At 71.6% G+C, this 20,021-nt stretch carries 16 protein-coding genes and 1 pseudogene; 13 read left to right on the forward strand and 4 right to left on the reverse strand.

The genetic code is table 11. The annotated features are described in order from the left end of the window. Positions 1-154 precede the first annotated feature (154 nt). From CFK39_RS08455 to CFK39_RS08495, 9 genes are all read left to right on the forward strand, one after another. On the forward strand, positions 155-1,291 hold the full coding sequence (locus CFK39_RS08455; RefSeq protein WP_089065094.1) for a thiamine pyrophosphate-dependent enzyme: 1,137 nt from the start codon (positions 155-157) through the stop codon (positions 1,289-1,291). Then, a complete protein-coding gene (locus tag CFK39_RS08460; RefSeq protein ID WP_089065095.1) occupies positions 1,288-2,283 on the forward strand; it encodes an alpha-ketoacid dehydrogenase subunit beta in 996 nt (331 codons plus the stop codon). Before CFK39_RS08455 ends, CFK39_RS08460 begins: the two co-directional genes overlap by 4 nt. Continuing rightward, positions 2,283-3,737, forward strand: a complete 1,455-nt coding sequence (locus tag CFK39_RS08465) for a dihydrolipoamide acetyltransferase family protein (protein ID WP_089065096.1) — start codon at positions 2,283-2,285, stop codon at positions 3,735-3,737. The genes CFK39_RS08460 and CFK39_RS08465 overlap by 1 nt, the downstream gene beginning before the upstream one ends. Before the next feature lie 3 nt (positions 3,738-3,740). Then, positions 3,741-5,342 (forward strand): carboxyl transferase domain-containing protein, encoded by a 1,602-nt coding sequence (locus tag CFK39_RS08470; protein WP_089065097.1) that lies wholly within the window; start codon positions 3,741-3,743, stop codon positions 5,340-5,342. A gap of 97 nt (positions 5,343-5,439) precedes the next feature. Continuing rightward, complete coding sequence (locus CFK39_RS08475; RefSeq protein ID WP_172805654.1) at positions 5,440-7,434, forward strand: ATP-binding protein; 1,995 nt, start codon at positions 5,440-5,442, stop codon at positions 7,432-7,434. Beyond that, positions 7,431-7,937 (forward strand): MaoC family dehydratase, encoded by a 507-nt coding sequence (locus tag CFK39_RS08480; RefSeq protein WP_089065098.1) that lies wholly within the window; start codon positions 7,431-7,433, stop codon positions 7,935-7,937. Before CFK39_RS08475 ends, CFK39_RS08480 begins: the two co-directional genes overlap by 4 nt. Next, positions 7,934-8,914, forward strand: coding sequence for an HpcH/HpaI aldolase/citrate lyase family protein (locus CFK39_RS08485; RefSeq protein ID WP_089065099.1), 981 nt, complete (start codon positions 7,934-7,936; stop codon positions 8,912-8,914). Before CFK39_RS08480 ends, CFK39_RS08485 begins: the two co-directional genes overlap by 4 nt. A 65-nt stretch (positions 8,915-8,979) precedes the next feature. After that, positions 8,980-10,149 carry an acyl-CoA dehydrogenase family protein gene (locus CFK39_RS08490; protein WP_245823010.1) on the forward strand — a complete coding sequence of 390 codons (1,170 nt, stop codon included), beginning with the start codon at positions 8,980-8,982 and terminating at the stop codon, positions 10,147-10,149. A gap of 145 nt (positions 10,150-10,294) precedes the next feature. Then, entirely contained in the window at positions 10,295-11,035 is a 741-nt protein-coding gene (locus tag CFK39_RS08495) for a GntR family transcriptional regulator (protein WP_089065101.1), read from the forward strand. Between the two features lie 382 nt (positions 11,036-11,417). Here CFK39_RS08495 and CFK39_RS16470 read toward each other — a convergent pair whose 3' ends face one another. From CFK39_RS16470 to CFK39_RS08515, 4 genes and pseudogenes are all read right to left on the reverse strand, one after another. Continuing rightward, positions 11,418-11,975 (reverse strand): hypothetical protein, encoded by a 558-nt coding sequence (locus CFK39_RS16470; protein ID WP_177348995.1) that lies wholly within the window; start codon positions 11,973-11,975, stop codon positions 11,418-11,420. Between the two features lie 135 nt (positions 11,976-12,110). Further along, positions 12,111-12,887: a triose-phosphate isomerase gene (locus CFK39_RS08505; protein WP_089065102.1), complete on the reverse strand. Its 777-nt coding sequence runs from the start codon at positions 12,885-12,887 to the stop codon at positions 12,111-12,113. A gap of 139 nt (positions 12,888-13,026) precedes the next feature. Next, entirely contained in the window at positions 13,027-13,497 is a 471-nt protein-coding gene (locus CFK39_RS08510; RefSeq protein WP_089065103.1) for a ribose-5-phosphate isomerase, read from the reverse strand. Between the two features lie 68 nt (positions 13,498-13,565). Further along, a pseudogene (locus tag CFK39_RS08515) lies at positions 13,566-15,280 on the reverse strand (dihydroxyacetone kinase family protein). 170 nt (positions 15,281-15,450) lie between these two features. Here CFK39_RS08515 and CFK39_RS08520 point away from each other — a divergent pair. From CFK39_RS08520 to CFK39_RS08535, 4 genes are all read left to right on the forward strand, one after another. Beyond that, the gene (locus CFK39_RS08520) at positions 15,451-16,383 is read left to right on the forward strand and encodes a sugar phosphate isomerase/epimerase family protein (RefSeq protein ID WP_089065104.1); all 933 of its coding nucleotides are present in this window, start codon (positions 15,451-15,453) and stop codon (positions 16,381-16,383) included. A gap of 32 nt (positions 16,384-16,415) precedes the next feature. Beyond that, a complete protein-coding gene (locus CFK39_RS08525) occupies positions 16,416-17,234 on the forward strand; it encodes an SDR family NAD(P)-dependent oxidoreductase (RefSeq protein WP_089065105.1) in 819 nt (272 codons plus the stop codon). Positions 17,235-17,412: 178 nt separating this feature from the next. Continuing rightward, complete coding sequence (locus tag CFK39_RS08530; protein WP_089065106.1) at positions 17,413-18,384, forward strand: 3-hydroxyacyl-CoA dehydrogenase family protein; 972 nt, start codon at positions 17,413-17,415, stop codon at positions 18,382-18,384. 158 nt (positions 18,385-18,542) lie between these two features. Beyond that, entirely contained in the window at positions 18,543-19,943 is a 1,401-nt protein-coding gene (locus CFK39_RS08535) for a GntP family permease (RefSeq protein ID WP_089065107.1), read from the forward strand. Positions 19,944-20,021: the final 78 nt, after the last annotated feature.

Genomic DNA, 20,021 nt, shown 5'->3' on the forward strand with positions numbered 1-20,021 from the left:
GCCTTCTATACTATGCATTCTGCTGAACTTCTCCAGTATTTGTTGTACGCCCTGCACTCCGGACGTAACGTGGATCACGACGACGACGTCGCGGCACCCACCCGGTGCAGACGTCCCATGCGCTCACAAGGCGCTGCGGATTCTGGAGGTCCGAATGTTGACGACCACGTCAGCTCCCAACCACGACCTGGTCGCTGGACTCGACAAGCCCCTGCACGTCCTCAAGGAGGACGGCACCCGACGCCCCGACCCCACCCTCGACCCGATGCTCCGCGACGTGGACCTGGAGATGCTGCGGGACCTGTACCTGGACATGGCCGTGGTCCGCGCGATCGACGACGAGGCCGTCGCCCTGCAGCGCCAGGGCGAGCTGGGCCTGTGGCCCCCGCTGCGCGGCCAGGAGGCCGCCCAGATCGGTCTGGGCCGAGCCCTGCCGGAGACGGACTTCCTGTTCACCTCGTACCGCGAGAACGCCCTGGCCTGGTGCCGTGGTGTGGGCCCGGGGGAGATGCTCTCCGTCTGGCGCGGCACCACCCTGTCCGGCTGGGACCCCTTCGCCCACCACATGGCCACCCCGCAGGTGATCATCGGCGCGCAGGCCCACCACGCCGTCGGCTACGCGATGGCCACCCAGGCGCAGGGCAAGGACGACATCGCCGTCAGCTGCTTCGGCGACGGCGCCCTCAGCCAGGGCGACGTGAACGAGGCGATGGTCTTCGCGGCGTCCTTCCACGCGCCGGTGCTGTTCTTCTGCCAGAACAACCACTACGCGATCTCCGAACCGGTGGACGTGCAGGCCACCGTCCCGATCGCCCTGCGACCCACCGGCTTCGGCATCCCCTCTCTCCGCATCGACGGCAACGATGTGCTCGCCGTACGAGCGGCCAGCCTGCTCGCCTCCCAGCACATCCGCGCCGGCAAGGGGCCGATGTTCATCGAGGCCGTCACCTACCGCCTCGGCCCGCACACCACCAGCGACGATCCCACCCGCTACCGCGATGAGAAGGAGCTGGAGCGGTGGCGGCGGCGCTGCCCGCTGGGACGCCTGGAGCGTCATCTCGAGCAGCTCGGAGCATCCGTCGAGGAGCTGCGCACCGAGGCCGAGCGGCGCAGCCACGAGGCCACCACCGCCATGCAGGAGGCAGTGGCCGCGCTGCCCTCGCCGGCGCCGGAGCGCATGTTCGAGCACGTGCTGGCCACCGAGCACCCGGGCCTGCTGCGCCAGCGCGAGCAGTTCCGCGCCTTCACCGACTCGCTGGCCCCCGAGCAGGCGGAGGGATCTGCGGCATGAGCACCACCATGACCATGGCGGCGGCATTGAACGCCGCCCTGCGCGACTCCCTGGAGGCCGATGAGGACGTGCTGCTCATCGGCGAGGACATCGGCACCCTCGGCGGCGTCTTCCGCATCACCGACGGGCTGAAGGAGCGCTTCGGCGCCTCCCGCGTGATCGACTCGCCGCTCGCGGAATCGGGGATCATCGGCACCTCCGTCGGCATGGCCTACCGCGGCATGCGCCCGGTGTCCGAGATCCAGTTCGACGGCTTCGTCTACCCGGGCTTCGACCAGATCGTCGCCCAGGTCGCCCGCCTCCACTACCGCACCAGCGGCGTGGTGCAGATGCCGCTGACCATCCGGATCCCCTTCGGCGGCGGCATCGGTGCCGTCGAGCACCACTCGGAGAGCCCCGAGGCGTACTTCGCGCACACCCCCGGCCTGCGCGTGGTCACCGTCGCCGACCCGCAGGACGCCTACTCCACGATGCGCGCCGCGATCGAGTGCGACGACCCGGTGATGGTGCTCGAGCCCAAGCGCCGCTACTGGTCCAAGGGCGAGGTCGACACCTCCGTGACCGCCGATCTCTCCTCCGCCCGGGTGCTGCGCGAGGGCCGGGACGCGACCCTCGTCGCCTACGGGCCGCTGGTGGTCACCGCACTGGAGGCGGCCGTCGCCGCAGAGGACGACGGCATCGACCTCGAGGTCATCGACCTGCGCTCCCTGTCCCCGCTGGACCGGGACACGGTCGCCGCGAGCGTGCGCCGCACCGGCCGACTGGTGGTCACCCACGAGGCCCCCGGCAATGTCTCCCTCTCCTCCGAGGTGGTCGCCTCCGCGGTCGAGGACTGCTTCGCCCACCTGGAGGCCGCCCCCGAACGGGTGACCGGCTTCGACATCCCCTACCCGCCGGGTGCGCTGGAGGACCACTACCTGCCCGGCATCGACCGGATCCTCGACGCAGTGGATCGCACCCTGGGTCGGCGCAATTCGAGGGAGGCCGCCTGATGAGTGACTTCATGCTCCCGGACCTGGGAGAAGGCCTCACCGAGGCGACGATCGTGACCTGGAACATCGCCGTGGGCGACGAGGTCACCCGGAACCAGGCGATCGCGGAGGTGGAGACCGCCAAGGCGCTGGTCGAGCTGCCCAGCCCGCGCGCCGGACGCATCACTGCCCTGTATGCCACCGAGGGGGAGACCCTCGCCGTCGGCGCACCGCTGATCGGCCTCGAAGAGGCCGGGGCGGCGAAGGCCGGTGGGACCGACGGATCGGCGGCCGATGCCACAGCCGACGCCTCCGCTGAGTCCGCCGCTGCGCCTGCCGCCCCCGCCGGGTCTGCTGAGCCCGCAGCGTCCGCAGCGTCCGCAGCGTCCGCAGCGTCCGCAGAGCCCGCGGAGGCCCCGGAGACCGCAGAGCCCTCGGAGCCTGCCGGGTCTGCCGAATCTGCGGAGTCCGCCGCCCCGCAGCGCCAGCAGGTGCTGGTCGGGTACGGACCCGTGCTGCCCGGCACCGGACGGCCCCGCCGTCGGCCGCGCTCCTTCGAGACCGTCCCCTACGAGGGCCGCAGCGAGGAGGAGGCCTCCCGTCAGACCCCGAAGGCGATGCCGCCGGTGCGCCGCCATGCCCGTGACCTGGGCGTGGACCTGACCACCGTGCACGGAACGGGGCCCGGCGGCAGGATCCTGCGCGCCGATGTCGACGCCTGCGCGCACGGCGGCGGCAGCAGGCCCGGCGGTGCCGCCGCACAGGGCGGCGCCGGCAGCAGCTGCGGGCGGGCCTCCACCCGGCAGCCCGTCACGGGGCTGCGCCGCGAGACCGCCCGGGCCATGGCCGACTCGGCCTTCACCGCGCCGCACGCCTCGGTCCACACCACCATCGACGTCACCGACACCCTCGAACGCCTGCGCCGCACCGACCGGGACGGACAGAAGACGTCCTTCCTCGCCGCCGTGTGCCGGGCGATCGTCCCGGCCGCCGCCCGGACCCCCTCGGCCAACGCCCGCTTCGACGCCGAGGCCGGGGAGATCGAGCTGTTCGAGCAGGTCTCCCTCGGCATCGCCGTCGCCACCGAGCGCGGACTGGTGGTCGCCACCGTCCCCGGCGCGGACGCCTCCGACGGAGCGACCCTCACCGAGCGGATCGCCGCGCAGGCCGCCTCGGCGCGCGAGGGCACCCTCACCCCCGGGGAACTGACCGGCTCCACCCTCACCGTCACCAACGTCGGCGTATTCGGCGTCGAAGGCGGGGTGCCGATCCTCAACCCCGGCCAGAGCACCATCCTGGCGATCGGAGCGCTGCGCACCCAGCCCTGGGAGCACCGCGGCGAGATCGCGCTGCGCACCGTCGTCACGCTCACCGTCTCCTTCGACCACCGGGTGCTCGACGGCGCGGAGGCCTCCCGATTCCTCATGGACGTCGCCGACGTCCTGTCCGATCCCGCGATCCTGCTGACGAGGTAGCCCATGGATGTACTGCGCACCGCCGTCGCTGCGGACGATGCCGCCGCCGTCCGCGCTGAGGCGATGGAGGCCCTGGTCGCCGAGCTGCAGAACCGTCTCGCCGGGGCGGCGGAGGGCGGCTCCGCCGCCGCCCGGCAGAAGCACCGCGCGCGCGGCAAGCTGCTCGCCCGTGACCGCATCGACCGCCTGCTCGATCCGGGCACGCCTTTCCTGGAGATCGCCCCGCTGGCCGCGGAGGGGATGTACGACGGTGCCGCCCCGGGCGCCGGAGTGGTCGCCGGGATCGGGATGATCCAGGGCCGGCACTGCGTGGTCCTGGCCAACGACGCCACCGTCAAGGGCGGCACCTACTTCCCGATGACGGTGAAGAAGCACCTGCGCGCCCAGGAGATCGCGCAGGAGAACCGCCTGCCATGCGTGTACCTCGTCGACTCCGGCGGCGCCTACCTGCCGATGCAGGACGAGGTGTTCCCCGACCGCGACCACTTCGGCCGGATCTTCTACCACCAGGCCCGGATGAGCGCCGCGGGCATCGCGCAGATCTCCGCCGTGATGGGCTCCTCCACCGCGGGCGGCGCCTACGTCCCGGCGATGAGCGACCAGACCGTCATCGTCCGCGACCAGGGCACGATCTTCCTGGGAGGTCCGCCGCTGGTGAAGGCCGCCACCGGTGAGGAGGTCAGCGCCGAGGACCTCGGCGGCGGAACGATGCACACCGAGGTCTCCGGCGTCGCCGACCACCTCGCCGAGGACGACGAGCACGCCCTGTCGATCCTCCGCGACATCGTCGACACCCTCCCGGCACCCGCGCCCGTGCTGCCCCGCCACGAGCCCCGCGAGCCCGCCGTGGACCCGGCGACCATGGGCGATGCCGTCCCGGCGGACCTCTCCACCCCGTACGACGTGCACGAGGTGATCGCCCGGGTCGTCGACGCCGGCGAGTTCTCCGAGTTCAAACCGACCTACGGCACCACCCTGGTCACCGGCTTCGCCCGGATCCACGGCCACCCCGTCGGCATCGTCGCCAACAACGGGGTGCTGTTCAGCGAGTCCGCGCTCAAGGGCGCCCACTTCGTCGAGCTCTGCGACCAGCGCGAGATCCCGCTGGTGTTCCTGCAGAACATCGCCGGGTTCATGGTGGGGGCCGAGTACGAGCGCGGCGGCATCGCCAAGGACGGCGCGAAGATGGTCACCGCCGTCGCGTGCGCGAGGGTCCCCAAGCTCACCGTCGTCATCGGCGGCTCCTTCGGCGCCGGCACCTACTCGATGTGCGGCCGCGCCTACTCGCCGCGATTCCTGTGGCTGTGGCCGAACGCCCGGGTGTCCGTGATGGGCGGCGCCCAGGCCGCCGCCGTGCTCGCCACCGTCAAGCGCGACCGGATCGAGGCGGGCGGCGGCACCTGGAGCGCGGACGAGGAGGCCGAGTTCACGCGCCCGATCATCGAGGAGTACGAGACTCAGGGCAGCCCCTACTACTCCACCGCCCGGCTCTGGGACGACGGGGTCATCGACCCCGCCGAGACCCGCACCGTGCTGGGCCTGGCCCTGGACGTCGTCTCCCGCGCCCCGCTGGCCGAGCCCAGCCACGGCGTCTTCCGGATGTGAGGTCGCGATGAGAGACGAGGCCCCGATGAGCGAGGAGAGCCGGATGGACGATGAGCTGCACAGGAGCGGGGGACCGCAGCGGGGCGAGGAGCCGCGGATGATCGACAGCGTCCTGATCGCCAACCGCGGCGAGATCGCGATGAGGATCCTCCGCACCCTTCGCGACCTCGGCCTGACCGGGATCGCGGTGCACACCGATGAGGACGCCGACGCCGCGCACGTGGCCGCCGCCGACCGCGCCGTGCGGATCGACTCCTACCTCGACGGGGCCGAGATCATCGCCGCCGCCCGCGCCGCCGGCGCCGACGCCGTCCACCCCGGCTACGGCTTCCTCGCCGAGCGCGCCGACTTCGCCCGTGCCTGCGACGAGGCCGGCCTGGTGTTCATCGGCCCGTCGGCCGCGGCGATCGAGACCATGGGCGACAAGATCTCCGCCCGTGCCGCGGTCACCGCCCGCGACGTGCCCGTCGTGCCGGGACTGGCCGAGCCCGGGCTCGACGACGAGGCGCTGATCGCGGGTGCCGCCCAGATCGGCTACCCGGTGCTGGTCAAGCCCGCCGCCGGCGGGGGCGGCAAGGGGATGCACGAGGTCTTCGCGGCCGAGGAGCTGCCCGGCGCGCTCGCCGCCGCCCGGCGGGAGGCTGCCGGGGCCTTTGGCGACGACACGCTCTTCCTCGAGCGCCTGATCACCGCGCCGCGCCACATCGAGGTGCAGGTCCTCGCGGACACCCACGGGCACGTGATCCACCTGGGGGAGCGCGAGTGCTCCCTCCAGCGACGCCACCAGAAGGTGATCGAGGAAGCGCCCAGCCCCTCCCTCACCCCCGCGCAGCGCGAACGCTTCGGGCAGGCTGCGGTCGCCGCCGCCCGGGCGGTCGACTACGTCGGCGCCGGGACCGTCGAGTTCATCATCGACGGCGCCGTCCCTGACGCCCCGTTCTTCCTCGAGATGAACACCCGCCTGCAGGTCGAGCACGGCGTCACCGAGGCGATCACCGGGATCGACCTGGTCGCCGAGCAGATCGGCGTCGCGAGCGGCCTGCCGCTCTCGCTCACCCAGGACCAGGTGCGCCTGGAGGGGCACGCGATCGAGGCCCGCGTCTACGCCGAGGACGCCGCCGCCGGATTCCTGCCCACCGGCGGAACCGTGCTGGCGCTGGACCTGCCGGACCATGTACGGATCGACCACGCCCTGAGTGTGGGCACCACCGTCTCCAGCAGCTACGACCCGATGCTCGCCAAGGTCATCGCCCACGCCCCCACCCGCACCCAGGCGCTCGCCGCCCTGGACCGGGCCCTGGGCGACACCCATGTGCTGGGCGTGGTCACCAACACCGCGTTCCTGCGCTCCCTGCTCGCCCTGGACGAGGTGGCGCGCGGTGACCTGGACACCGGGCTGATCGAGCGCCGCCTGAGCGAGCTCGCCCCGCCCCCGGTCACCTCGCGGGCGCTCGCCGTCGCGGCGCTGCTGCACTGGGACCAGGTGGCCCGCTCCCGACCCGATGATCTCTGGCACCGTCCCACCGGGTGGCGGCTCGGCCGGCCCGCCCCGTTCGTGGTGCGGCTCGACGGGCACGAGCAGCCGCCCCTGGAGGTCGTGCTGACCGGCAGCCCGGCACAGGCCCGGGCACGGGTCGGCGAGGACGAGTTCACCCTCGCCCTGCACCCCGGCGCGGTCACCGTCGACGGCTGCCGCCTGCCGCTGACCCACCACTGCACCGAGGACGCGCTCTGGATCGGGCTGCCGGGCGAGGATCGCGAGCTGACCCTGCACCGCCGGATCCACAGCCCCACCGGCCGGGAGGCGGCGCCGACGCTCGAATCACCGATGCCCGGCACCGTCACCACCGTGCTGGTGGCCGACGGCGACCGGGTCAGCGCCGGCGACCCCGTGCTGGTGGTGGAGGCGATGAAGATGGAGCACACCCTGACCGCCCCCGGCGACGGCATCGTGGCCCTGCACGTCGCCGCCGGGCACCGGGTGGCCCGCGGCGAGGAGGTTGCCCAGGTGCTGCCCGACGAGCCCGATATCGCGGGGTCCGCCTCGGATCCCGTGCCCGAACCAGTCCCCCAGCAGGAGGTCAGCTCATGAGCGACGACGCCCCCGACGGGCCCCGCATCGTCCAGCGCGGGCTCTTCGCCGACGAGCTGCAGATCGGCGCCACCTACGAGCATCGTCCCGGCCGCACTGTCAGCGAGGCGGACAACATCCTGTTCTCCACCATGACGATGAACCCGCAGGCCCTTCACCTCGATGCGGCCTGGAGCGAGACCACCGAGTTCGGGCAGCGACTGGTGAACTCGATGTTCACTCTCGCCACCGTCGTCGGCGCCTCGGTCGCCCAGATCACCCAGGGGACCTTGGTGGCGAACCTCGGCTTCGAGGAGATCTCCTTCCCGCACCCGCTGCACCACGGCGACACCCTCTACAGCGAGACCACGGTGCTGGGCGTGCGCGCCTCCCGCTCACGGCCCGGCCAGGCGGTCGTCTCCCTCGTCCACACCGGACGCGACCAGCACGGCGACGTCGTCGTCCGCGCCGCCCGCAGCACCCTGATGCACTACCGCCCCACGCCGGACCAGGAGGACTCATGACCAGCACGCACGAGCACATCGCGCCGGGCAGCCGGACCACCTGCCGCCAGCGTCACGGCGCCCCGGACGCCCAGCCGGCCGACGAGCACGAGTCCTTCCCGCTGGGTCCCTCGCTGCTGTTCTGCCCCGGGGACCGTCCCGACCGCTTCGCCAAGGCCGCCGACCGGGCCGACGCGGTGATCCTCGACCTCGAGGACGCCGTCGCCCCGGAGAACAAGGCCGCCGCCCGCGAGACCGTCGCCGCCCACCAGCTGGACCCCGCCCGCACCCTCATCCGGGTCAACGCCCCCGGCGGGCCCGACTTCGAGGCCGACCTGCGGGCGCTGAGCGCACACCGCCCCCGCTGGGTGATGCTGCCCAAGGCCAGCAGCCTCACCGCGGTGGACCGGCTCGTCGGCGCCCTGCCCGGGGTGCGGGTGGTGGCGCTGTGCGAGACCGCCGGCGGCATCCTGGCCGCCCCCGCCCTGGCCGCGCACTCCGACGTGGCCGCGCTGATGTGGGGCGGGGAGGACCTCATCGCCTCCCTCGGCGGGACCTCCTCCCGGCACGCCGACGGGACCTACCGCGACGTGGTACGCCACGCCCGCTCCAGCGTGCTCCTGGCCGCGCGGGCCCACGGACGCAGCGCGATCGACGCGATCCACACCGACCTCGCCGACCAGGATGCCTGGCGCGCCGAGGCCGAGGACGCCGCGGCCAGCGGCTTCACCGCCACCGCGTGCATCCATCCCGACCAGGCCGCCGCCATCCGCGCCGCCTATGCTCCCAGCCCCGCCGAGGCCGCCTGGGCCCGCGGCGTCCTCGATGCCGCACAGCGTCACGGCACCGGGGTGTTCGAGCACGAGGGGCGCATGGTCGATGGACCGATCCTGCGCCACGCCCGCTCGCTGGCCTTCCGCAGCCTCGCGGGAGTCCTCGACCCGCAGATCCCCGCTCCGCACCGCACTGATCCGCACCGCACCGGGCGGGATGCATGAGCACCGCCGTCCCCGAGAAGGAGTCCTCTGTGAGCACCACCCCCACACCCCCGCCCGGCACGGACATGCTGAGCCAGGAGCACCAGCGCCTGGCCGCAGAGGTCCGCGAGTTCGCCGACGAGGTCGTCGCCCCCGCCAGCTACGAGTACGACACCAAGCGGCGCCTGCCGATGGAGATCATCGCCCAGATGGGACAGCTGGGACTGTTCGGGCTCCCGATCCCGCGCGACTATGACGGACAGGGCAGGGACTACATGTCCCTGTGCGTCGCGGTGGAGCAGCTGGCCAGGGTGGACCAGTCCATCGCCGTCACCCTCGAGGCCGGGCTGGGCCTGGGCGCGATGCCGATCCTCAGCTTCGGCACCGAGGCCCAGAAGGAGCGCTATCTGCCGGCCCTGGCCCGCGGCGAGGAGCTCGCCGCCTTCGGGCTCACCGAGGCCGATGCCGGCTCCGATGCCGGCGGGACCCGCACCACCGCCCGCCTCGAGGACGGCCAGTGGGTGCTGGACGGGACCAAGCAGTTCATCACCAACTCCGGCACCCCCATCACCTCGCTGGTCACCGTCACTGCCGTCACCGGCCAGCGCCGGCGCAGCGACGGACGCACCACTCCGGAGCTGACCAGCATCATCGTCCCGACCGACACCCCGGGGTTCACGGCCCTGCCCGGCTACGACAAGGTGGGCTGGCACACCTCGGACACCCATCCGCTGCTGCTCGAGGACGTGCGCGTGCCCGAGGAGAATCTGCTGGGGGAGCGCGGTCGCGGCTTCGCGAACTTCCTGTCCATCCTCGACCAGGGGCGCGTGGCGCTGGCCGCGCTGTGCGTGGGCGCCGCCCAGGGCTGCCTCGAGCAGGCCGTGGACTACGCCCAGAAACGGGTGGTGTTCGGCAGGACCCTGGGGGAGAACCAGCACATCGCCTTCACCCTCGCCCGCATGCAGTCCCGGGTCGCCAGCGCCCGTGCCCTGATGCACGAGGCCGCGCGCCGCCTCGATGCCGGGATGTCCTTCAGCCACGAGGCCTCCCTGGCCAAGCTCGTCAGCAGCGAGGCCGCGGTCGCCAACGCCCGTGACGCCTGCCAGATCTGGGGCGGCAACGGCTTCCTCAACGAGAACGTGGTGGCCCGCCACTACCGCGACTCCCGCGTGCTCGAGGTGGGCGAGGGCTCCACCGAGGTGCAGCTCGGGATCATCGCCAAGCATCTCGGGTTCCCGAACGCGCTGACCGGATGAGGCGCGATCTCGCAGGCACCGGTGAGCCGGCGATGCCGTCAGCCGTCGGGCGTTCCACCCGACTTCCTATAGTGTGAGGCGGGGTCGGGTCCGGAACCACGGCGGCCCGTGGAGCTGAGATCGGGGAGAAGAGGGGAGCGCGGTGATGGCTGTGCGTCGACAGGTCCTGCGCGCCGAGGTCGAGGAGCTGATCCTGCAGCGGCTCCTCGAGGCGCGGTGGGCGCCGGGCTCCCGGCTCAGCATCGACGGGCTGGCCCGGGATCTCGAGGTCTCGCCGACCCCGGTGCGCGAGGCGATGGTCTCGCTGGAGCGCTCCGGACTGGTCGAATACGTCGCTCTGCGCGGATACGTGGTCGCGCCCCCGCTCGATGCCGAGCACATGACGGAGCTGCTGGATGCGCGCAAGGTCGTCGAGTCGGCGGCGCTGGGACGCGCCTTCCACGACCACGACGAGCTCGTCGCCGATCTCGATGCGGCCCACCGCGTCCACGCGGAGGTGCTCGCCCGGATCAGCGGCGACGGCACCGAGGACTATGCCCTGCTCAACGAGCACTTCCGTGCCGACTGGGCGTTCCACCAGGTGTTCTTCGCCCATGCCGAGAACCGCTACCTGCGCTCGATGGTGGAGAACCTCAGCACCTACACCCATCGCATGCGGCAGACATGGTCCGGGGGTCCGGAGACCTTCGACGGGCACACCGCCCATCACGAGCACGGCCTGATCCTGGACATGGTCCGTCAGCAGAACCATGATGGTGCGCTCCGTGCGCTGTCCGCGCATCTCGACGGGGTGCTCGCCCGGTCCCTGAGCGGGGTCGAGGGGCGTGCGGCGAAGGCTCCGGGGTCGATCGCTGCGGCGGAGAGCCCCGGGAACGCGCGGGGCTGAGACGCACGATCGAACCCGACAGCGGCATGCTGCTGCTGGTCAGCGGTCGACGAGCGGATCCTCTGCGGGTTCGGGAAGCGCGCCCGCAGGAATTCCGAGTGCACGTCCAGGCTCCGGGTGACCCCGGCGATGATGTCGTTCTCGAGCCGGTCGATGCTTCCGGCGAGCACGGACAGCTGCTCATCGATGCTGTGCAGGTTCGCGATCGCCCGCTCCCGCGCCTCCTCGGTGGTGGTGGGGGCGAGGAAGCCGACGGTGTTCTCGAGCGCGTCCACCAGATCCGGGACGTAGCGGTCGGCCATCCCCTCGAGCAGCATCACATCGGGATCCGAGGCGCGTCGCGACTGGATGGCCGCAGAACCCAGCAGCGCATCGATCCGCATCAGCAGCGTCTCCGCGTGGTGCAGGATCTGGGAGACCGCTGAGCCGCGGGCACGCCGCTGCATCCCCGCAGCCGCCGCCGCTGCTGGCGGGAGTCCTTGACGACCTTCTCGAGCATCGTGCGGGTCGCGGCGGGGATCTCCGTCGCGCTGCGGCCCAGCCGCACCGGTCCCGGCCCGCGGTTGCGGAGCAGGAATGCGCTGCCGCCGCCGACCACGACCGCGATCCCCAGCCCTGCCAGCAGCGGAGCGAGCAGCCCGGCGCCGCCCACCAGACTGCTCACCCCGAGGGTGAGGAAGCTGCTGAGGCCGACGACACCCGCGAGCACGGAGGGCACGCCGTGGGTGAGCCAGCGACCGCGACGTCGGCGCGGCACGACCGCCTTCGAGAACGGGGCGTGGATCTTTCCCACCAGCGGTTGCTGCCCGGGCGCCCAGGGCGCGGGGCGCTGCGGGGCGCGGGGGATGCCCGAGCCGCGACGGGCGGAGGGGCCGGGTCGCGGAGGCATGCCGGTCCGCCGCACCGGCTGCTGCCGCGGCGATCGGTTCTGTGCATTCATGGGCTATCCGCAGACCTCTCCGAGGGAGCCGAGGCCGACGCCGGACGGTCTCCGACGGTCTCCGCCGGGGATGGTCCTCGGCTCCTCACATCGACGGCTTCCAGCGTATCGCGGGGCCCGAGAAGCGGCTGGGGGCTATCCCCCGACCTGCCCCGACCCCGCGTGCGCGGCGGCGATCTGCAGCAGCTCGAGGTAGCCCTCCAGCTGCCAGGCGGTGCGGCCCACGAACAGCCCGGTGACGTGCTCGATGCCGAGCAGATCGGCGGCATTGTCGAGGTTGACCGAGCCGCCGTAGAGCAGCCCGGCGACTCTCCCGGAGTATTCCGCGCCCAGCGCCGCGAAGGGTTCGACGAGCTCCTCTACTGTGGCCGGCCGACCCTTCTCGCCGATCGCCCAGATGGGCTCGTAGGCGACCACCACGCAGGAGAGCTCCTGGTCGGAGAGCCCGGCGAGGGCGCCCCGGGCCTGGCGCAGGATGAACTCGGCCGAGCCGCCGGCCTTCTTCACCTCCGCGCTCTCCCCGATGCACAGCAGCGGGGTCAGGCCGTGGCGCAGGGCGGCGGCGACCTTCAGACGGGTGGTCTCCACGGTCTCGCCGAAGTGCTCCCGGCGCTCGGAGTGGCCGATCTCGACGATCCGGGCGCCGGCATCCTTCGCCTGCGGCACCGAGACCTCCCCGGTCCATGCCCCGGCATCCTCCCAGTGGGCGTTCTGTACCCCCAGCAGGGCGGGGGAGTCCTCGCCGAGGATGCCGGCCACCGTGGTGGTGGCGGTGAACGACGGGATCACGAAGGGCTGCACGCCGGTGGGCAGCGCCCCGGCGAGATGATCATGCAGGCCCTCGGCCCAGGACCGCGCCTCGGCCAGGGTCTTGGTCATCTTCCAGCTGGTGCCCACCCACAGGGCGCTCATGGCTCTCCTTCGTCCCGCGTCGCGGGGCTAAACCGTGCCGGATCGTCAGATTCCGTTCCAGGACAGCCCTGGAATTGGTTCGGAACCTGACAATCCGGTGGTCCGGTGGTGCGGTCTGCCCGTGCGCGGGACCCCGGTCTCAGGCCTGCTCGAGGGAGCCGTCGTAGGCGCAGATCGCGTCGACCTTCGCGGCGGAGGAGGAGGCCGGGTCGAACTCGAGGTCCAGCCACACCTTGACCAGCTCCTTCGCGGACTCCAGCCCGATCACGCGCTGGCCCATGCAGAGGACCTGCGCGTTGTTCGAGAGCACGGAGCGCTGGACGGAGTACAGGTCGTGGGCGGTCACGGCGCGGACGCCGGGGACCTTGTTCGCCGCGATCGCGACACCCAGGCCGGTGCCGCAGATCAGCAGGGCCCGGTCCGCCTCGCCGGCGGCGACCTGCTCGGCCGCTGCGACGGCGACGTTGGGGTAGTAGGTGCCGTCCTCGGTGCTGCCCACACCGACGTCGAGAACCGACTCGACGCGGGAGTCCGCTTCGAGCAGGGCCTTGAACTCTTCCTTGTAGCCGTAACCGGCGCTGTCGCCGCCGACGATGATCTTCAGAGCCATGAGCTCCTCCTTCGTAGTGGTTATCGCGCTGCTCGAACCAGAGGTGGCAGTCGCGGGTGGTGCGGTGGTCAGGACAGGTGCTGGCCGAGCTCCTGCATGAGGATCGAGAAGGAGATCGCGCCGGGGTCGGGGGTGCCGATCGACTTCTCGCCCAGCACCCGGGAGCGTCCCAGGGACGCCGCGATGTCTGCGGTGGCGTCGGCCGCCTCGCGCGCGACCCCCGCCGCCTCCAGGATCGCCTCGGCGGCGTTGTCCCCGGTGAAGGCGGACTCCAGAGTCTCCCGGAAGGGAGCGGCGGCGTCGACCATGGTCTTGTCACCCACCTGCGCACCGCCCAGGCGCTGGATGGCGTCGATCCCGGCCTCGACCGCGTCCACGACGGTGCGGGGCTCGGCCCCGGACCGGTCATCGAACACGCTGCCGGCAGCGATCAGGGCCGCTCCCCAGAGCGCCCCTGAGGTGCCGCCGGCGGACTCGGACCACGCCTCGCCGGCCCGGACCAGCAACGTGCGGGCCCCGGCTCTGGCCTCGAGGGCCTCCCGCGCGGCAGCCGCCGCGCCCTTGGTGCCATAGGCCATGCCCTGGCCGTGGTCGCCGTCGCCGGCGATCGCGTCGATCCGGCCCAGCTCGGCCTCCTCGCGGGCGCAGACGGTCTCGAACAGCTCCAGGACGCCGACGATCTTCGCGGCCGCCGTGCGGGACTCCGCGCTCGAGGCGGGCGTCTCGTCGGCGCCGGCCTCCCAGAAGCTGGTGCGGCGGGGACGCGCGGTCCGCGCCATCGCGCCGCGGTGGAAGGCGGGGGTGTCCACGGGGGCGAGCCAGTGCTGCTCGAGCTCCTCGTCCAGGAACACCAGGGTCAGGGACAGTCCGGCCATGTCCAGGCTGGTCACCAGCTCGCCGACCTCCGGGCGGACCGGGGTGATGCCCGCGTCCTCGAGCAGCGCGGCGACCTTCGCGTAGACGACGAAGAGCTCCTCGTACTTCACGGTGCCCAGGCCGTTGACCAGCACCGCGGCGCGGCCGCGGTAGCCGCCCTCGGTGCGCTCGGGCTGCTCGGCGAGGACCCCCTCGACCAGCATCGTCGCGATCTCGTCGGCGGTGCCGAGCGGCTCGTCGCGCACGCCGGGCTCGCCGTGGATGCCCAGGCCCACACCCATCTGGCCGTCCTCGACATGGAACAGCGTCTCGGGGGCGCCGGGCAGGGTGGGGCCGTCGAAGGCGACGCCGAAGGAGCGGGTGGCGTCGTTCGCCTTCCAGGCGATCCGCTCGGCCGCCTCCAGGTCGGCGCCGGCCTCGATCGCGGCGCCGGCGATCTTGAACACCGGCAGGTCACCGGCGATCCCGCGGCGGTCGCGATGGTTCTCGGGGAGTTGGAGACGATGTCATCGCTGACCTTGATGATCCGCACATCGATGCCTTCGGCGCGCAGCTTCTCCGCCGCGGCGCCGAAGTGCAGCACGTCCCCGGCATAGTTGCCGAAGCCCAGGACCACCCCGCCGCCGTTCTCGGCGTTGCGGGCCACGGAGTAGACCTGCGAGGCCGAGGGCGAGGAGAAGATGTTCCCGCAGGGGGCCCCGTGGCCCATGCCCGGGCCCACCCAGCCGGCGAAGGCGGGGTAGTGACCGGAGCCGCCGCCGATCACCAGTGCGGGCTGGCCCGCCGGGGTCTCGGTCGCGCGCACCACGCCGCCGTGCACGACCGCGACGTGATCGGGATGGGCGGCGGCGAGGCCCGCGACCGCGTCGGCCGCGAACTGCGCGGGGTCGTTGAAGAGGTACGTCATCGTGTTTTCCTCCGAGAGCCGCCGAGTGGGGTGCCGACGGCAGTAGTCGTGGGCGGGTCCGGGGGACGCCCGCATCTTCCAGTAATCCTATAGGAACGCACCCCCTTCCTCTAGTCCCATCTATCCTATAGGATATGCCTCAGACACTTTCGCTCGATGAAGGGACAACGATGTTCACCGCAGAGAACTGGCCGATCGGGGCCAACATGCTCTCGTTCGGCAGCACCACCTCGGACGGCACGCCGACGCTGGAGGCCTCCTCCGCCATCTGGGCCTCCCAGCTGCGCCAGGTCAAGGAGCTCGGGGTCGACCAGGTCGATCCCACCGACGCCTGGCTCCCGCTCGCGAAGCTCAGCGACGAGCGTCTCGAGGAGTTCCGCCGGGTTCTCGACGGCGAGGGCATGTCCCTCTCCTCGATCTCCATGACCCGCAGCTCCGTGGTCGACGTCGAGCGGGGGGAGCAGAACCTCGCCGATGCACACCGCTTCATCGAGCTCGCCCCGAGCTTCGGCGTGACCGTCGTGAACACCGGCTTCATGCAGGCCCTCACCGGGAAGCAGGCGAAGGCCATCTGGTTCTGGCTCGAGGACGGGCACGTGGACGATCCGGCGCTGCGCGACCTGGCCATCGAGCGGGTCCGTGAGCTGGGCGACGCCGCGGCATCGCAGGGCGTGCAGCTGAGCCTGGAGATGTACGAGGACACCTACGTCGGCACCGCCGACGAGGCCGTCGCCTTCGTCCAGGACGTCGACCACTCCTCCGTCGGCCTGAACCCGGACCTCGGCAACCTGGTGCGCCTGCACCGCGAGGTCGAGGCGTGGCCGGAGATGTTCGAGAAGGTCCTGCCGCACTCGAACTTCTGGCACATCAAGAACTACACCCGCGACTACGACGCCGCGACCGGGGCGTACACGAGCGCCCCGATGCCCCTGAAGTACGGCTACATCAACTACCGCACCGTGATCCGCCGCGCCCTCGAGCTCGGCTACACCGGCCCGTTCTGCTGCGAGCACTACGGCTCCGACTCCCTCGGCGTGATCGCCGAGAACGTGCACTACATCCGGCAGGTGCTCGCCTCCGCCCTGGCGGAGCACCCCGCCTGAGCCCCGCCACCCCCGTCGAAGGAGAATCACCTATGACCGCACAGAACCCGCTCATCGAGACCACGACCGTCCAGCCCTTCCCCGCCCGCCGCACCGCAGTGGTCACCGGCGCCGGCGCCCCTCGCGGCATCGGCCGCCGCGTCGTGCGCAAGCTCGTCGCCGAGGGCTGGAACGTGGCCGCGGCAGACATCGACGGCGCGGCCGTCGAGGAGTTCGCCGCCGCGCTGAACGCCGAGATCCCCGCCGACTCCGGCGTGAGGGTGGTCGGCGTGGGAGTGGACATCAGCGATCAGGCCTCGGTCGATGCCGCCTTCGCGCGGATCGATGCCGAGCTGCCGCAGCTGGTGGCGCTGGTGAACCTCGCCGGCATCCCCAGCCCCCACTCGATCCTCGAGATCACCTCGGAGATCTGGGACCGGGTCATGAACGTCAACGGCAAGGGCACCCTGCTGATGATGCAGGCCGCGGCGAAGCGCATGATCGACGGCGGCGTCGGCGGCCGGATCGTCAACACCTCCTCGATCACCGCGCTGGACGGCGGCGGCACCTTCTCCAAGACCGGCTATGCGGCGGCGAAGGCCGCGGTGCAGGGCCTGACCCGCGGCGCGGCCCGCGAGCTCGGGGTCCACGGCATCACCGCCAACGTGATCCTGCCGGGCCCGATCGACACCGACATCATGGGCGGCACCCTCACCGATGAGCGGAAGGCGGGCATGAGCTCGAACATCCCGCTGCAGCGCGTGGGCCAGCCCGAGGAGGTCGCCGGTCTGATCGCCTTCCTGGTGGGCGAGGACTCGAGCTTCGTCAGCGGCACCTCGATCAACGTCGACGGCGGCAAGCACATGCACTGATCCCTCCGAGAATCACCGATCCAGTGTGTACTGGATCACACCCCTAGCCAATATCCAATAGGATCACTATTGTCGTGATCACTCCACGGACCCGCCCCCGGACGCAGCGGCGGCGGCACGTGGCGGCACAGGCGCCCTCCTCCGTGACGGCGCACAGCCCGGACGAAGGAGTTCCCGCATGACCATCTCCACCGTGACCATCGTCGGCGCCGGCTACATGGGCGGCGGCATCGCCCAGGTCCTCGCCATCGCCGGCTTCGAGGTGACCATCGCCGACGTCAGCGTCGAGAACGCGAACGCCTCCCTCGAGCGGCTCCAGCAGGAGGCGCGCGACTTCGAGGAGCAGGGCCTCTACGCCCCCGGCTCCGCGGAGCTGGTGGCGAAGAACATCACCGCCGGCAGGACCCTCGAGGACGCGGTCGCCGACGTCGACTTCATCGAGGAGGCCGTGTTCGAGCGGCTCGACGTCAAGCGCGAGGTGCTCGGGAAGATCTCCGAGCACGCCCGCCCGGACGCGATCATCGGCACCAACACCTCGACCATCCCGGTCAAGGAGCTCGAGAGCGCGGTGAAGAACCCCGAGCGGTTCCTCACCGTCCACTTCTCCAACCCCGCCCCCTTCATCCCGGGCGTCGAGCTCGTCGCCGGGCAGGCCACCACCCCCGAGACCGTCGCCGCCGTCAAGGAGCTGCTGGAGAAGTCCGGGAACCAGGGCGCCCAGGTCGCGGACACCCCCGGCATGGTCCTGAACCGCCTCCAGTACGCCCTGCTGAAGGAGGCCACCGCCGTCGTCGAGGAGGGTGTCGCCACCGCCGAGGACGTCGACACCATCGTCCGCACCACCTTCGGCTTCCGCCTGGGCTTCTTCGGCCCCTTCGCGATCGCCGACCAGGCGGGCCTCGACGTCTATGCCAATTGCTTCGTGACCTTCGAGGATGCCTTCGGCGACCGCCTGGCGACCCCGCAGCTGCTCACCGACTCCGTCGCAGCGGACCGCAAGGGCGTCAAGAACGGCAAGGGCCTGCTCGGCGACTACGACGAGGCCACCGCCGCGGAGCTGATCGCCTACCGCAACAAGGCCTACGCGAAGATGTCGCAGCTGCTGGCAGAGCTCGGCCCGGCACCCCGGGCCACCCCGAAGAACGACTGACCCCTCACCCTTTCACCCCGCGGGCTCCGCCCGTCGGCCGGGCATCGTCGCCCGGGAATCGAGCCGAACGCTCGGGACCCGTGTGCGAGCCCGGATCCCGAGCGTTCCTGCATCGGGGCCCCGACACGGCGAGCCCAACCGAACTCTGGAGATCCCTCGTGGAAGAACTCGTCTTCGCGGAGCGGCCGGTCTGGCTGCTCCTCGCGATCGCGGTCGTCGCGATCGCCGTCCTGCTCGTCCTCATCATCAAAGTGCGCCTGCACGCCTTCTTCTCCCTGCTGATCGTCGCTGTCGCCACCGGCCTCGCCGCCGGCATCGGCGTCGGTGACGTCATCGATGTGGTGATCGGCGGCTTCAGTTCGACGGTCGGCACAGTGGCATTGCTGGTCGGTTTCGGCGCAGTGCTGGGCCGGCTGGTCGAAGTGACCGGCGGCGCCCAGGTGCTCGCCGACAAGATGCTCGACACCTTCGGGGAGAAGCGGGCGCCGCTGGCGCTCGCCGTCGCCTCGCTGTTCTATGCGTTCCCGATCTTCCTCGATGCCGGCTTCATCGTGATGCTGCCGGTCATCTACACCGTCGCCCGCCGCCTGGGCGGCTCGTTCATGCTCTACGTGCTGCCCTCGATCGCGTCGTTCATGATGATGCACGCGCTGCTGCCGCCGCACCCCGGCCCCACCGCTGCCGCCACCGTGATGGGCGCCGATATCGGGCTCGTCGTGCTGATCGGCCTGCTGATCGGCCTTCCCACCTGGTACTTCGGTGGCTACCTGGTGGCCCGCGCGATCTCCAAGCGGTTCCCGAACACCCCGGTGCCGGCCCTGCTCGGCGAGCCCCGCGAGGTCCCCGTCGAGGAGCGGCCCGGGATCGGCGGCATCCTGCTGGTGCTGCTGCTGCCGCTGGTGCTGATCTTCTTCAACACGGCCTTCTCCACCTTGGAGAAGCAGGGGACCGTCACCGCGGACAACCTCGGCTTCCAGCTGTCACGCCTGATCGGTGCGACGCCGGTCGCGCTCGCGCTCTCCGTACTCCTGGCCATGGTCCTGCTGTACGTGATCCCGCGGCGCCGCCGCGGGCAGAAGGTCGGCGGGCTGATCGAGGAGCTGGTGGACGATGCTCTCGCCCCCGTCTGCTCGATCATCCTGATCACCGGTGCGGGTGGCGCCTTCGGCCGGATCCTCACCGAGACCGGCATCGGCGGCGAGATCGCCGAGGGGCTGGACGCCATGGGCCTGCCGCTGATCGTCGCCGCCTACCTGGTGACCATGGCGATGCGCGTCGCCCAGGGCTCGGCCACCGTCGCCGCCACCACCGGTGCGGCGATCATGGCACCGGCGATCATCGCCGGAGACTTCAACGGTGTCGCCGTCTCCGCCGTGGTGATCGCGATCGGCGCCGCTTCCATCGGCTGGTCGCACGTGAACGACTCCGGGTTCTGGCTGATCGGCAAGTTCTGTGGATTCGACACCGTGACCACCTTCAAGACCTGGTCGCTGGTGGGCACCACCATCTCGCTGCTCGGCTTCGCGCTGTCGGCGGTGGTGTTCGTCATCGCCGCATGACCGTCTGACACGCTGAGGGTCGGTGCGCCCGCGCGCCGGCCCTCAGCCGTCCCCCTCCCGTCCTGCCCAGGAAGAAGG

Source organism: Brachybacterium avium, from assembly GCF_002216795.1.
Lineage (GTDB): Bacteria > Actinomycetota > Actinomycetes > Actinomycetales > Dermabacteraceae > Brachybacterium > Brachybacterium avium.

Bases quoted from the DNA above. Each gene is read 5' to 3' on its own strand.
- CFK39_RS08455 (WP_089065094.1), top strand. From the start codon at position 155: ATGTTGACGACCACGTCAGCTCCCAACCACGACCTGGTCGCTGGACTC.
- CFK39_RS08460 (WP_089065095.1), top strand. From the start codon at position 1,288: ATGAGCACCACCATGACCATGGCGGCGGCATTGAACGCCGCCCTGCGC.
- CFK39_RS08465 (WP_089065096.1), top strand. From the start codon at position 2,283: ATGAGTGACTTCATGCTCCCGGACCTGGGAGAAGGCCTCACCGAGGCG.
- CFK39_RS08470 (WP_089065097.1), top strand. From the start codon at position 3,741: ATGGATGTACTGCGCACCGCCGTCGCTGCGGACGATGCCGCCGCCGTC.
- CFK39_RS08475 (WP_172805654.1), top strand. From the start codon at position 5,440: ATGATCGACAGCGTCCTGATCGCCAACCGCGGCGAGATCGCGATGAGG.
- CFK39_RS08480 (WP_089065098.1), top strand. From the start codon at position 7,431: ATGAGCGACGACGCCCCCGACGGGCCCCGCATCGTCCAGCGCGGGCTC.
- CFK39_RS08485 (WP_089065099.1), top strand. From the start codon at position 7,934: ATGACCAGCACGCACGAGCACATCGCGCCGGGCAGCCGGACCACCTGC.
- CFK39_RS08490 (WP_245823010.1), top strand. From the start codon at position 8,980: ATGCTGAGCCAGGAGCACCAGCGCCTGGCCGCAGAGGTCCGCGAGTTC.
- CFK39_RS08495 (WP_089065101.1), top strand. From the start codon at position 10,295: ATGGCTGTGCGTCGACAGGTCCTGCGCGCCGAGGTCGAGGAGCTGATC.
- CFK39_RS16470 (WP_177348995.1), bottom strand. From the start codon at position 11,975: ATGAATGCACAGAACCGATCGCCGCGGCAGCAGCCGGTGCGGCGGACC.
- CFK39_RS08505 (WP_089065102.1), bottom strand. From the start codon at position 12,887: ATGAGCGCCCTGTGGGTGGGCACCAGCTGGAAGATGACCAAGACCCTG.
- CFK39_RS08510 (WP_089065103.1), bottom strand. From the start codon at position 13,497: ATGGCTCTGAAGATCATCGTCGGCGGCGACAGCGCCGGTTACGGCTAC.
- CFK39_RS08520 (WP_089065104.1), top strand. From the start codon at position 15,451: ATGTTCACCGCAGAGAACTGGCCGATCGGGGCCAACATGCTCTCGTTC.
- CFK39_RS08525 (WP_089065105.1), top strand. From the start codon at position 16,416: ATGACCGCACAGAACCCGCTCATCGAGACCACGACCGTCCAGCCCTTC.
- CFK39_RS08530 (WP_089065106.1), top strand. From the start codon at position 17,413: ATGACCATCTCCACCGTGACCATCGTCGGCGCCGGCTACATGGGCGGC.